The organism is Paenibacillus spiritus, from assembly GCF_008710135.1.
GTDB lineage: Bacteria > Bacillota > Bacilli > Paenibacillales > Paenibacillaceae > Paenibacillus_AQ > Paenibacillus_AQ glufosinatiresistens.
This window is the reverse complement of record NZ_VYKK01000009.1, coordinates 47831-60740: the sequence shown is the minus strand read 5'-3', so window position 1 is coordinate 60740 and position 12910 is coordinate 47831. Positions and strand designations below refer to the sequence as shown.

13 protein-coding genes are annotated in these 12910 nt (G+C 59.6%); 1 reads left to right on the top strand and 12 read right to left on the bottom strand.

Going from position 1 to position 12910, the window contains the following annotated elements; all coding sequences use genetic code 11:
• Positions 1 to 222 precede the first annotated feature (222 nt).
• The 11 genes from rlmH to F4V43_RS08845 form a co-directional block, all read right to left on the bottom strand.
• Positions 223 to 702, bottom strand: a complete 480-nt coding sequence (gene rlmH, locus F4V43_RS08895) for a 23S rRNA (pseudouridine(1915)-N(3))-methyltransferase RlmH (protein WP_150457892.1) — start codon at positions 700 to 702, stop codon at positions 223 to 225.
• A 65-nt stretch (positions 703 to 767) separates the two neighbouring features.
• The gene (locus tag F4V43_RS08890; protein ID WP_150457897.1) at positions 768 to 935 is read right to left on the bottom strand and encodes a CxxH/CxxC protein; all 168 of its coding nucleotides are present in this window, start codon (positions 933 to 935) and stop codon (positions 768 to 770) included.
• Positions 936 to 1134: 199 nt separating this feature from the next.
• Complete coding sequence (locus tag F4V43_RS08885; protein ID WP_191089532.1) at positions 1135 to 2505, bottom strand: dicarboxylate/amino acid:cation symporter; 1371 nt, start codon at positions 2503 to 2505, stop codon at positions 1135 to 1137.
• A gap of 83 nt (positions 2506 to 2588) precedes the next feature.
• Positions 2589 to 3074, bottom strand: a complete 486-nt coding sequence (locus F4V43_RS08880; RefSeq protein WP_150457891.1) for a hypothetical protein — start codon at positions 3072 to 3074, stop codon at positions 2589 to 2591.
• 256 nt (positions 3075 to 3330) lie between these two features.
• Entirely contained in the window at positions 3331 to 5154 is a 1824-nt protein-coding gene (gene cydC, locus F4V43_RS08875) for a thiol reductant ABC exporter subunit CydC (protein WP_150457890.1), read from the bottom strand.
• On the bottom strand, positions 5151 to 7004 hold the full coding sequence (cydD, locus tag F4V43_RS08870) for a thiol reductant ABC exporter subunit CydD (protein WP_150457889.1): 1854 nt from the start codon (positions 7002 to 7004) through the stop codon (positions 5151 to 5153). Before cydD ends, cydC begins: the two co-directional genes overlap by 4 nt.
• Entirely contained in the window at positions 7004 to 8020 is a 1017-nt protein-coding gene (cydB, locus tag F4V43_RS08865) for a cytochrome d ubiquinol oxidase subunit II (protein ID WP_150457888.1), read from the bottom strand. The genes cydD and cydB overlap by 1 nt, the downstream gene beginning before the upstream one ends.
• Positions 8021 to 8024: 4 nt before the next feature.
• Positions 8025 to 9410 carry a cytochrome ubiquinol oxidase subunit I gene (locus F4V43_RS08860; protein ID WP_150457887.1) on the bottom strand — a complete coding sequence of 462 codons (1386 nt, stop codon included), beginning with the start codon at positions 9408 to 9410 and terminating at the stop codon, positions 8025 to 8027.
• 229 nt (positions 9411 to 9639) lie between these two features.
• Positions 9640 to 9870: a cold-shock protein gene (locus F4V43_RS08855; protein ID WP_150457886.1), complete on the bottom strand. Its 231-nt coding sequence runs from the start codon at positions 9868 to 9870 to the stop codon at positions 9640 to 9642.
• Positions 9871 to 9976: 106 nt separating this feature from the next.
• The gene (locus tag F4V43_RS08850) at positions 9977 to 10177 is read right to left on the bottom strand and encodes a cold-shock protein (protein ID WP_150457885.1); all 201 of its coding nucleotides are present in this window, start codon (positions 10175 to 10177) and stop codon (positions 9977 to 9979) included.
• A 318-nt stretch (positions 10178 to 10495) separates the two neighbouring features.
• Positions 10496 to 11746, bottom strand: coding sequence for a S1C family serine protease (locus tag F4V43_RS08845; protein WP_150457884.1), 1251 nt, complete (start codon positions 11744 to 11746; stop codon positions 10496 to 10498).
• A 178-nt stretch (positions 11747 to 11924) separates the two neighbouring features.
• Between F4V43_RS08845 and F4V43_RS08840 the strand changes: the two genes are divergently transcribed.
• Positions 11925 to 12131, top strand: coding sequence for a hypothetical protein (locus F4V43_RS08840; RefSeq protein WP_150457883.1), 207 nt, complete (start codon positions 11925 to 11927; stop codon positions 12129 to 12131).
• On the opposite strand, the gene F4V43_RS08835 is transcribed toward F4V43_RS08840, so the two are convergent.
• Positions 12100 to 12906 carry an MBL fold metallo-hydrolase gene (locus F4V43_RS08835; protein WP_150457882.1) on the bottom strand — a complete coding sequence of 269 codons (807 nt, stop codon included), beginning with the start codon at positions 12904 to 12906 and terminating at the stop codon, positions 12100 to 12102. The two genes, F4V43_RS08840 and F4V43_RS08835, sit on opposite strands and share 32 nt — an antisense overlap.
• Positions 12907 to 12910 lie beyond the last annotated feature (4 nt).

Here is a 12910-nt window from a genome sequence, read left to right as displayed (position 1 = left end):
GAGGGGTCACTTTTTTCAAAGTGTCCTTCTTGTGGGTCACAGTTCACTTATGACGAGGGCTTTTTTCTTATTCAATGCAAGCCTTGATTGATTTCAAGCAGTCTCCAAACTCCTTTCCAAGCTGCTCGGTAAGTATAAACAGCTCGACGAAGTAATTCACACAGCCTGTTGATATATGCAAGAACAGCACAAGCGTTATAGTTTAGGATAGCATATTTCGCCCTACTTATGATACGGTTCCCCCCGATTAATCTTCACCGCCCGGTAAATCTGCTCCGTCAGCACCAGCCGCATGAGCTGGTGGGGCAGCGTCATGCGCCCGAAGCTCATGCGCTGCTGGGCGCGGCGCATCACGTCATCGGAGAGGCCGTGGCTGCCTCCGATGACGAAGACGACATGGCTCGTCCCGTAGGTGCCGAGCCGGTCGAGTTCAGCGGCAAGCTCCTCGGAGCTCCAGAGCTTGCCGTCGATGGCGAGGGCGATGACATGCGCCTCGCCCTTGACGTGCGCGAGGATGCGTTCGCCCTCGCGGGTCTTGACCTGCGCGACCTCGGCGTCGCTGAGGGAGTCGGGCGCTTTTTCGTCGGGGACCTCGATAATCTGGAACTTCACGTACGGCGTCAGCCGCTTCGCATACTCCGCGATCCCGTCGATCAGGTACTTCTCCTTCAGCTTGCCTACTCCGATAATCTGAACCAGCATATGCAGCATTCCTCTCATCTCGCTATAGTCAAAAACTCCATGCCGCCGGCATGGAGTTCTCTGTCTTAGACCACCAAATATTCCGCATTCTTCTCGCACTCCGCGCACTTGGCCGGCGGGTCCCAGTCCGAGAATTCCGTATCCTTCAAGTCGACCACGTCCGGGGCATCCTCATACTCGTCCACGAATTGGTCAATCGCCAGCTCCAGGTGTTCCTTGCACACGACATACATGTAAGCTCTTCGCATCCCTTTCTTGTCCGGCGCGCCGGCGCCGCTGTGTCACCTTTAGTTCTACCACATCCTCGGCCAAAAAGAAATGGCCGCCCGCAGGCGGCCATCCTGATTTATCCATTGCGGCCTGGCTCGGCCAGGCCCGGACAACCCCGGCTTCCCGCCGGCCTGCGGACCTGGCCCGCCGCCGGGCGGACCGTCAGCCCGCCGCGTTCAGCAGAATCTCCTCGTCGGCGCCGTCCCGGTTGAACGCCTCGCGGTCGAACTCGCCCTCGGAGCTCGCCACCAGCAGGGCCGTGACGGCGGTCCCGGTCGCGTTGACCGCGGTCCGGCCCATGTCAATCAGCGCTTCGACGCCGGCGACGATGGCGATGCCTTCAAGCGGCAGTCCCAGGGCGGTCAGCACGACCGTTGTCGAGATGACCGCCGGTCCGGGAACCCCGGCCACGCCGATTGAGGAGATGATGCTGACCAGCACCAGCGTCACATAATCGGTGAGCGACAGGTCGATGCCGAATACCTGGGCGGTGAAGACGGCCACAATGGCCGGCCAGACGCCGCCGCAGCCGTTGAAGTTGACGGAAGCTCCGAGCGGCGCGACGAAGCTTGCGATCCGCGGCGAGACGTACAGCCGCTTCGTAATGACCTCCAGATTGACCGGCAGCGTTGCATAGCTGCTCCGGGTTGTGAAGGCGACGGTGACCGTCGGATACACTTTGCGGAAGAAGCGGATCGGGTTGACCTTCGCGACCAGCAGCACCAGTCCGCCGAAGACGAGCACAAAATGCAGGATCAGCGCGGCATACGACGCCAGAATCACATTGCCCAGCTCCTGCAGCGTCTCCCAGCCATAGCGGGCGGTGATGCCTGCGATCAGGGCGTACACGCCATACGGCGTCAGGCGGATGACGAACTTCACGACTTGGTGAAGCACCTGGGTCAGCGATTCGATCAGGTCGCGGACCGGCTTGACGGCCTCCGGCTTCTTCGCGCCTACCTTCAGAATGGCAACGGCCAGGAAGATGGCAAAGATCAGAATCGGCACCACTTTGCCGTCGGCCGCCTGGCTGACGGGGTTGGACGGAACCAGGTCCAGCACGACTTCAGAGAACGTCGGAATCTCGCGGGCGGCAAAATCCGCCGGCGTCTCCTGCTGAATGCCGCTGCCTGGATTGAACAGCAGGGCAATCCCCAGGCCGATCAGAGAGGCGATGCCGGTGGTTCCGAGGAACCAGGCGAAGGTTTTGAAGCCGATTTTGCGCAGATACTCCAGGCTCGACAGCGAAGAAATGCTGTTCAGCACGAGGACGAACACGAGCGGTATGACCAGCATGCGGATCAGGCTGACGTAGATGCTGCCGAACGTCGAGATGGCATCGGTCTTCAGTTCCAGGTTCTGAAAGAGAACGCCGACCGCCAGCCCGATTCCCAGAGCCAGAATGACCCGCAGGCCGAAGCCGACGCGCTTGCGCGCCAAGCCGTACAGAAGACCGAAGATCAGCAGCGAGACGATGAACCCGTACCCGTTGGTCTGAATGGCATGCACCAGATTGTTGTCGATGTTCCCCATTGTTCCGCCCCCATTACCAAGTTAATTGATATGAATAATGAGATCAATTTAACGGGAATTTACGGTTTTGTCAACGCCTTGATTCAGCGGTTTTTTCGTTCCGGGCTGTCCAGTTGCCAGGGACGCTGCTCATACGGGCTGGAGCCTATGTCTCTCTCTTCCCTCTCAAAAAGCAGCTCCGCCCCGCAGGGCGGGCCTTCTTCTTCCCACGGTTCCCTAAGCTTGCGGTCTACCGGGCCTGGGACTGGCAGCTGCTCCATCCCCGCCTCCCGCCGTTCCGGCGCCGCATAGAAACCCCGGCGCTCCTCCAGCAGCCCCGCCTCTCCGTACTGCGCGTAGATATCCCGCCAGCGCTTCAGACATGCCTTCGGCTTGCGTCTGCCGATCAGATCCAGCTCGAAGCCGCCCCAGAAGAAAATCTCCTGCGGCATCATCCCGCCGAGGTAAGCTTGCACCGCCGCCAGCTTGAACGCCGGCGCATAAGTGATGCTCTTCTCGCTGACATGCAGCACGTTCGCATTGAGCGACAGCAGCCGGATTTCGGCGTCTGTGAATGTTTTTCGACCCATTCTGGTCCCCTCCTTGTGTTGGATATTCCCTCCTTCTGGATGGAATCTCAACACAAAAAGCCGCACAGCGAGGAAGCATCCCCGCCGTGCGGCCGGCCATCCGGCCGAGATTGAAGGGTCCTTGACGGACCGAAGCTACCAGCAAAGGGGTGACCACACCAGACCGCGATAACGGAGTGACATCCTGGATCGGGACGTCGTGAATTGCGGCCTCATGAATCGGAACCTCCCGGACCCGTCCTGTCGGCGCCCCCGGTCAGGCCTGTTCCGGGATGAACCGTTCCGGGCAGTCCAGCTCGTAGAGCCGCCGGTAGCGCGGCTCGCGCTCCAGCAGCTCGGCGTGCGTGCCGCGCATGACGAGGGTTCTGTTCTCGACGAACAGCACTTCGTCCATGTTCTCCACACCCACGAGATGATGGGTGACCCAGATGACCGTTTTGCCCGCGGTCGCGGCGAACAGCGTCGCCAGCAGCTCGCGCTCGGTGCGCGGGTCCAGCCCGACCGTCGGCTCGTCGAGCAGAATCACCGGCGTGTTCTGCAGCAGAATCCGCGCCAGCGCGATCCGCTGGCGTTCGCCGCCGGAGAAGCGCTGGCCGGCTTCGCGCACCGGCGTGTCGTAGCTCTGCGGCAGCGACGCAATCAGTTCGCCGAGCCGGGCCTGCTCCCCGGCGGCGGCAATCTCCGCGTCCGTCGCCAGCGGGCGGCCGAGCCGGATGTTGTTCGCCACCGTCGTGTCGAACAGATGCGGGCTCTGGTTCAGGACGGACAGCACGTCCGGAATGCGGTCGCCATAACCGGCGGCATCCCGGCCGGCGATCAGGGCCCGGCCTTCCACCGGACGGAGCGCGCCCTGAATCAGCTTCAGCAGCGTCGATTTGCCCGCTCCGCTCCGGCCCAGGACCGCAATGCGCCGTCCCTGCGGCACCTCCAGGCTGAGGTCCCGAAGCGCCCATTCGCCGCCTGCATCATAGCGGTACGACAAACGCTGGAGCGAAATCGGTGCCGACTCTATTCGGGCAGCATTCGCCGCGGCCGTATCGCCGGTGTCTGCCGCCGGTTCGGTCTCTCCGGCTCCAGTCTCTGACGCTCTTCTCGTTCCTGTCCCGTTGTTCTCTTCCCCGTCCGCTTCGGCTGTCTCAATGCTCTCCAGCCGCCGCAGCGAGTTGCGGTACTGCGGAATCTTCTCCACCGCGTCGGAGACGGGAAGGAAGGCGTCCGCCGCCGGGAAGACGACCAGGACGAAGGCCGCGATCAGCGTGCCGGGAATATTCCCGTCCGCGAATTCGCCCCCGGACCACATCAGCATCGACACCACCGCGATGCCGACGACGGCGTGGGCCAGGAACAGGCGCAGCCGGGCCCAGCGCCGCAGCGCTGCATCTGCCCGGGCCACCGTCCGTTCATCGGCCTCATAGGTCTCGACGAACCGGCTCTGGCGGCCGCTGATGACCCAGTCGCCCATGCCGAGCACGGCGTCGGTCAGCTTCTGGTAGAGCGCGTTGCGCTGCTGCTTCACCGATTCCTGGCGCCGGTGCGTCAGAAGCAGCGAAACCAGCGGCAGCACGGCGACCAGCACCAGAATGTACAGCCCGACAACGACCGCGAAGCGGATGTCGAACGTCCCGATGGCAATTACCGAGGCGGCGTACAGCAGCAGGGCGATAATGCTTGGAAATACGGTGCGCAGATACACGTTCTGCAAATATTCGATATCGTCGGCCAGCATGCCGAGAATGTCTCCGGTTCGGAACCGCGACGACAACAGCAGCGCCTGGGGCTCCAGAATCCGGTAGAGCCGCACGCGCATCCGCGAGAGCACGCGGAGAATGGTGTCATGGCTGACGAGCCGCTCCACGTAGTGGATCACGGCCCGGCTTGTGCCGAAGGCCCGAACACCGACGATCGGGACATAGATCAGCAGAATATTTTCCGGCGGAATCGACGCCTTCGAGATCAGAAAGCCCGACGTGTACATCAGCGACGAGGCCGAGAACACCGTCAGTCCGCCCAGCAGCACAATCAGGAGGAACCGTCCGAGATAGGACGAGACATATGGGGTCAGCCAGCTTTCCCGTTTCAATGCATTCCCTCCCGCTGTGATTGAATCAACCGGTAATATGCGCCCCTGCGCACCAAAAGCTCTTCGTGGCTCCCGGTCTCCGCCACGCTTCCGCCTTCCATAACGACAATGACGTCCATATCCTGCATCCAGTGCAGCCGGTGCGTCGCGAGAAAGACGAGCTTGCCCTGGAACAGCGGCAGCAGCGTCTCTTTCAGCTCGTACTCGGTCTCAATGTCCAGGTGCGCCGTCGGCTCATCGAGCAGCAGAACCGGCCGCGGGTTAAGGAGCGCCCGCGCGAGCGCCACCCGCTGCGCCTGGCCGCCGCTCAGCGCGCGGCCGCCGCTGCCGATCGGCTCGTCCAGCCCGGCAGGCAGCGACGCCGCAAGCGACGCAAGTCCCGCGCCGGCCAGCGCCCGGGTTACCGCTTCGCGGGAAGCGTCCGGCTCATAGAAGGCCACGTTCTCGGCAAGCGTGCCGCTGAACAAATACGGACGCTGCGGGATGTACGACACCTGGCGGCGCCAGGCATCGTCGGTCAGCCCGCTTAACCGGCGGCCGTCCAGCACGGCCTCGCCCCCGCTCGGGTGCAGGAAGCCCCCAAGCACGTCGATGAGCGTCGATTTGCCCGCGCCGCTCTCGCCGATAATGCCGATCCTGCCCGTACCGGCGAAGCTCAGGCTGACGCCGGCCAGCGAAGCCGGGCCGTCCGTCTCGTGCGCCACGCCGACGCCGCGCAGCTCAAGCCGGCTGCTTGCGCTCCAGCGGTAATCCGCCGGGAGCGCGGAGCCGCCCGCAGGCGGCGCGGCGGTCTTGGATGCCCCGCCCGGCGGCTTCGCCTTGGAACCGGCCGCTTCCTCCGCTGCGGCCGCGCCTGCTCCGGCCGCACGCACGGCGGCCGGCTCTTCGCCGAGCAGAACCGCCGTCTCCGTCTTCCGCTCGGTCAGTTCTTTCATCGCGGCTCCGGCTTCCTTGCCGTCCAGCGTCGCGTGGAAGTCTGCGCCCACCAGCCGGACCGGAAGGAAGTATTCCGGCGCCAGAATAAGAACCGTCAGCGCGGTAACGAGCGTCATGTTCTCGTTCACCAGCCGCAGGCCCAGGCTGACGGCCACCGTAGCCACCGACAGCATCGTGAAGAAATCCAGCGCGAACGACGACAGGAAGGCGACGCGCAGCGTCTTCATCGTCGCCGAGCGGTAGCGGTCGCTGACTTCCGCGATGCTCTTGATGTGATCCTTGCTGCGGCCGAGGAACTTTAGTGTCTCCAGCCCGCGCAGCGAATCGACAAAATGATTCGCCAGCGTCCGGTAGGAGGCAAGCTGGCGGTCCATATGCTTCTGGGCGGTCGTGCCGATGAGAATCATAAAGACGACGATAATCGGCATTGTCACCGTCAGAATTACGCCGCTGCGGACATCCAGCGTGTAGATATAGAGAAGCAGCAGCCACGGCGTTATGCCCATGCCGACCATGCGGGGGATAATGAGTTCCAGGTAGTTCCGGAACTTGGTGACCCCCTCCAGCGACAAGGTTACGAGATTGCCGGTGCCTTTGTCGGCCACTCCCCGCGGTCCCAGTGCGAACAGCTTGTCCATCATTTCCCGCCGCAGGCTGCTGCCGGTCGCTTCTGCGAAGCGGTAGGCCACCCGGCTCATCAGCGTCCCGCACGCCTGGCGGACCAGAAACGCAAGAAGGAACAACAGCGCAGTGCCCCATTGTTCCTTCAGCGCTCCGCCCGCGAACAGCGCGGATACGGCCTCTGCCAGCCATTTGGCCAGCAGAATGATAGACAGGCTCTGCACCAGGGTCAGGAAGCCGACGATCATGAAGACCGGCTTGACTCCTTTGTACCCAAGCAGATTCTTATCCATTAATATTCCATATTCTCCTTGTCGCTAAGCCGTTTGTGGAAGACAAAATAGCTCCAGGCCTGATAACCGAGCACGAATGGCAGCAGAGTCAGCGCCACAATGGTCATGACCTTCAACGAATAGTGACCCGAAGCGGCATTCGTAATCGTCAGGTTGAACGCTTCGCCAAGCGAGCTCACCATGACTCTCGGGAACAGTCCGACGAAGACTGAGATAACCGACAGGCCGAGCACCGCTCCCGTCATGCCGAAGGCCCAGCCGTCGCGCCGTTTCTTGGCAAAGTAACCGGCCAGCACGAAGGCGGCAATGCCGACGATTACGATCGCCCACAGCAGCGCGCCGCGTACCTCGAAGATATCCGTCTGCGCATAGGTCATGATGACAAAAGCCAGCAGCAACGCGCCGGTCGGAACCAGCAGCACCTGCGCCCGCTTGCGGGCGCGTTCCTGCAGTTCGCCGTATGTCCGCAGCGCGGTGAAGAGCAGGCCGTGAACGTTGCAGAGCATCACCACGGTCAGTCCGGCCAGCACGGTGTAGACGTTCACAATGTCGCCGAAGAAGTCGGCGCGCATCTGCATATCTCCGTCAATCGGCAGTCCTTTGATGAAGCTCGCGAACACGATGGCGAGCAGGAACGGAGTCAGGAAGCTTCCGATCAGAATCGAAGCATCCCAGGTTTTTTTCCAGCCGGCCGACTTCGCTTTGCCCCGGTATTCGAAGGCGACGCCGCGCAGAATCAGTCCGATCAGCGCCAGCACGAACGGCACGTAGAAGCCGCTGAACAGCGTGGCGTACCAATTCGGGAAAGCCGCGAACATCGCGCCGCCTCCGGTGATGAGCCATACTTCATTGGCATCCCAGAACGGGCCGATGGAGTTAATCATAATCCGGCGTTCCGTCTCATTCTTCGCCAGCATCTGCGACTGCATGCCGACGCCGAAGTCGAAGCCCTCCAGGAAGAAAAATCCGACGAAGAGAACCGCAATCAGTACAAACCAAAGCTCGTTAAGTGACATGTTCTCACCCCTTCTTCTTGTATGGGTCGTCGTGATGAAGCTCTTCTTCCATTTGATACGGACCCTTCTTGATAATCTTCACGAACAGATAGACCAGCACGCAGAGCAGAATGCCGTAGAGGGTATTGAACGTAATGACCGAGAAGAGCACCTGTCCGGCGGTTACGTTCGGCGAAACGGAGTCCTTCGTCGTCAGGTAGCCGAAGACCGTCCACGGCTGGCGTCCGAACTCCGTCATCATCCAGCCTGCCGTATTGGCAATCGGCGGCAGCAGCAGACCCGCGAAGCAGATGCGCCAGAACCAGTTCTTGGCTGCCTCCAGCTTCTTGCGCCACATCAGATAGATCAGTCCCATGCTGATGCCGATCATCAGCACGCCGGCCAGGATCATGATGCGGAAGCTCCAGAAGGTCGTGCGGACCGGCGGAATGTAGTCGCCGGGGCCGTATTTCTGTTCATATTCGGCTTGAAGGGTGTTCATCCCCTTGACTTCGCCGGTGAATTTGCTGTAAGAAAGGAAGCTCAGCAGGTAAGGCACCTTGATCTCGTGGCTGCTGTTCTTGTTATCCGGATCAATGGAAGCGATGAGCGTCCATGGAGCCGGGTCGCCGCTGTCCTCCCAGAGGCCTTCAGAGGCGGCCATCTTCATCGGCTGCGTCTCAACCAGGTATTGAGCCTGCCAGTGGCCGGCAAAAGCGACGCCAATGGAAGAGATAATCGCCACGATGGCGGCGATGCGCATCGACTTCAGGAAGAACGGCGTATCCTGCTTGCGAAGCAGCTTGAAGCCGCTGATGCCGATAACCAGGAAGGCGCCGGTTGCGAATGCGCCCAGAACGGTATGCGGGAATTCCACCAGCACCTGGCCGTTCGTAATGAGCGCCAGAAAGTCATTCATCTCGGCGCGGCCGTTGTTAATGGCCATTCCCACCGGATGCTGCATGAACGAGTTCGCCGCCAGAATCCAGTAGGCCGACATGGTCGTGCCCAGTGTTACCATCCACATGCAGAGGGCATGAACCTTCGGCGATACTTTATCCCAGCCGAAGATCCAAATCCCGATGAACGTCGATTCCAGGAAGAAGGCCAGCAGCGCTTCGATCGCAAGCGGTGCGCCGAACACGTCGCCGACAAACCGGGAGTAGTCCGACCAGTTCATCCCGAACTGGAATTCTTGCAGTATCCCGGTCACAACCCCGATAGCGAAGTTGACCAGGAAGAGCTTCCCCCAGAATTTAGCCATGCGCTTGTACTCTTCATTGCCGCTGCGAACGTACTTGGTCTCCATGATTGCAATCAGAAGAGCCAGACCGATCGTGACCGGTACGAAGAAAAAGTGAAAAATTGTTGTTGTCGCAAATTGCAGGCGCGACAGCGATAAGGTGTCCATAGTTTCCCCTTCCTTTTCCCCAATTCGTAGTTTTTATTTTGTCAAAAATACGACCCCAAAAGTGTGATATAAATCACAACAATCTGGATTTTAAGCGAGGAAAAGCAATAAATTTGTGACAAATATCACAAAAAATCCAGGGAAACATGTCAAAGTACAAAAAAAATAAGACGGGGTTCCCGTCTTGAGACTTGGTGTTTGAAAGTATGGTAGTATTCGAGCCGCCGGATCAGGAGATGGAAATCCCTTTCTTGAGCGATTTCAAATCCCCGTTCGAGTTCACCAGCTGGGGCAGCATCCGCATATCCTGTACCATTTCGGAATGACAGAGCGGACAGGAAGGCGCGGTTTCAAACGCAAAATTGTCGCGCATCCAGCCGTTGCAGCTGTCGTTGGTGCAGGCCCAGACCGGTGTATTCTCTTCCGGCACGGCTTCCATTGGTTTCTTCCGATAGTTCATTAGCGAGAGTCCCCCTTCGGTCGAATACGTCTCGGTTCCATAGCTTCTTGAATATGAAAATCGCCCCGGCTTGAAGGTGATTCAAGCGGGGCGGTCTTTCTGATGCTTACAGTTTTACAACGTTCTCGGCCTGCGGTCCGCGGTTGCCTTGAACGACGTTGAATTCAACGCGTTGTCCTTCGTCCAAAGTCTTGAAGCCTTCGCCCTGGATTGCGGAGAAGTGAACGAATACGTCGTTTCCGCCTTCAACTTCGATGAAGCCGAAACCTTTCTCTGCGTTGAACCATTTAACTGTACCTGTTTGCATGGATGTACCTCCAAAAATTAAATTAACATGTTCATTTTTATCTTCTAGACACAAAGAGAAAATTCACATATTGAAAAAGGTTGCGCGTGCTGGAGGAACAGCCCTTTTCAATACGAGAATTCGGGTCTCCAATCTATGATTAATCTCATATTAACACATTAAACCGCGAAAGGCAAGTCACCCCGCCCCTGCATAAGGATGGCGTTCCACATATTGTAAGACATCTTCCCTGTATGAAACGGCTCTATCAGGATATCCGGGGGAGGTCCGAATTATGCATGTTCTCCATCATAAAGGGCTCCCCCGAAAACGCCTGAATCAGGACTCCGGCTTCTCTTCAAGCAGCACGGTAACCTGCTTCTCGACACCTTCCCGGTAATAGGTCACCGTCAGATTGTCGCCGATCTTCGTATCGTTGTAGAGGTACTTGCGCAGGGCAAGCGTCGATTTGATCTCCTGCCCGTTGAACTTCGTGATGACATCGTTCAGCTTCAGTCCCGCCTTCTTGGCCGGTCCCACAGCGTCAAGCACCACCACTCCGTCCTTCACGGAATCGGGCAGCTTGAGCTTCGCGCGCTCGTCTTTATCAAGCGGCGCATACGGATTGTTGAGATCAACCGAATACACGCCAAGATATGATCTCGTGATCTTGCCCTTGACCGCCAGCTCTTCGGCTACGTGTAACACTTCATTGGCCGGAATGGCGAAGCCGAGCCCCTCCACGCCGGTATCGGAGATCTTCATCGTATTGATGCCGATCACCTTGCCGCTGAGATCGACCAGCGCGCCGCCGCTGTTCCCTTCGTTAATGGCGGCATCCGTCTGGATGACATCCTGCTCCCAGTCATAGACGCCGTCCTGGTTCAGCGAGACCGGAATGGTCCGGTTCGTGTAGCTGACGATTCCGGATGTCAGCGTGTCGCCCAGGCCGAGCGGATTGCCGATGGCAATGACCGTCTCGCCAAGCTGCAGCTTGGACGAATCGCCGATCTGGGCCACCGTATCAATGCCCGCAGGGTCGATTGACAGCACCGCGATATCGCTGACCTTGTCGGCCCCTACCAGTTCCGCCTTGCGCGTCTTCCCGTCTACGGTAACAACCTCCAGCTTGCTGGCGCCGTCGATGACGTGGTTGTTCGTAATCAGATAGGCCTTGCCCGCGTCCTTCTTATAGATGACGCCGGAGCCGAGTGCCGATTCGTCCAGCGGCTCCTCCTCGTCCTCGCTCCCGGATGCCTCTTCCTTGTGATTGATGATGCTGACGACGGCCGGACGCACCGCCGCTGCCGCCTTGATGATCCGGTCATACGGATCGCCGCTGCTCTGGGTCACATGCGGAATTACGGCCGCGCCGGACGCTTCTTCGCGCGTGAACTGGCCGGTAAGCAGGCTGAACAGCAGGACGGCAACCACGGCGCTCAGCAGCGAGCTGAGCGCAGAGATCTGGAGCGTGCTCAGGCTCCGGCCCCGGCGGCTGGTGGTCCATCCCCGGGGCTTGCTGCCCCGGGCTTCCCTCCGGCTTTTTGAGGAGACTCGGGTTGAATAGAAATCGTCATCGAACAGGCTCACGGCTATCTCTCCCTTCATGGCGGCGCCGGTCTATGAAATCAAGGGGAATATTTCAGAATGGTTGCGACTATACTGCAAGTATCATTGTCATTGTAACACAGCCGGGACCCGTTCCGGGGTGTTTTGGCTGATTTTATGGACAAGTTCCCAAGTATTCATTACCCAGGAGGCTGATCCCATGCAATCCTCTTCCACCGCTGTTGATTTGGTGCATTTTGCCGGCATGCTCGGCGATCTTAAGGACGATCACTCGCGGCTGACCCTCGCTCTGGGCGCGCTCATTGAACTGCTCGTCCAGAAGGAGCTCATCGGGCGCTCCGAGCTCGAAGCGACCCTCCGACAGATGGATTCGCTTATGACCCGCTCACCTTATCCCATGGCGTAGGCCGGTCATAGTACGTATCGCAGAGCCGGAATTCGTGGTCCTTGTAGAAGCAGCCCCGGTCTTCCATCGCTCCGCGCACCGACATCCGGGCCAGCTCGATCATGTTGTGGTCCCGGCTGAGGTGGGCGAGATACGTCCGCTTCGTCCGGCCCGTCAGAATTTCGCTCAGCGCCGCTCCTGCCGCATCGTTGGACAAATGCCCCATATCGCCGAGAATCCGGCGCTTCGTATTCCACGGATAACGGCCCATCCGCAGCATCTCGATATCGTGATTCGCCTCCAGTACCAGCACGTCGGCGTCCGAAATGGCCAGCTTCACCTTGTCGCTGACGTACCCGAGGTCCGTTGCCACGCTGAGCTTCTCCCGTCCGTCGTAGAAATTGTATCCGACCGGCTCCGCCGCATCGTGGGAGATGGCGAACGACTCGACCCGCATGCTGCCGAAGTCGCGGTGCTCCCCCGTCTCCAGAATAATCCGGTTATGCTCCTCAATGTTGCCGACCGCCTTCTCGATGGCCGCCCAGGTATTGGCGTTGGCATAGATCGGCAGGTTGTACTTGCGGGCCAGCGCCCCAAGTCCCTTGACATGGTCGGAATGCTCGTGGGTAACGAGAATGCCGTCCAGCTCCTGTCCGGTCATCTCCCGCATGGCCATCAATTCCTCGATCCGCTTGGCGCTGAGACCGGCGTCGATCATGAGCGTCGTCTCGCCGTTTCTCACCACTGTGGCGTTGCCCGTCGATCCGCTCGACAGCACTGTAAATGAAATCCCCATGATT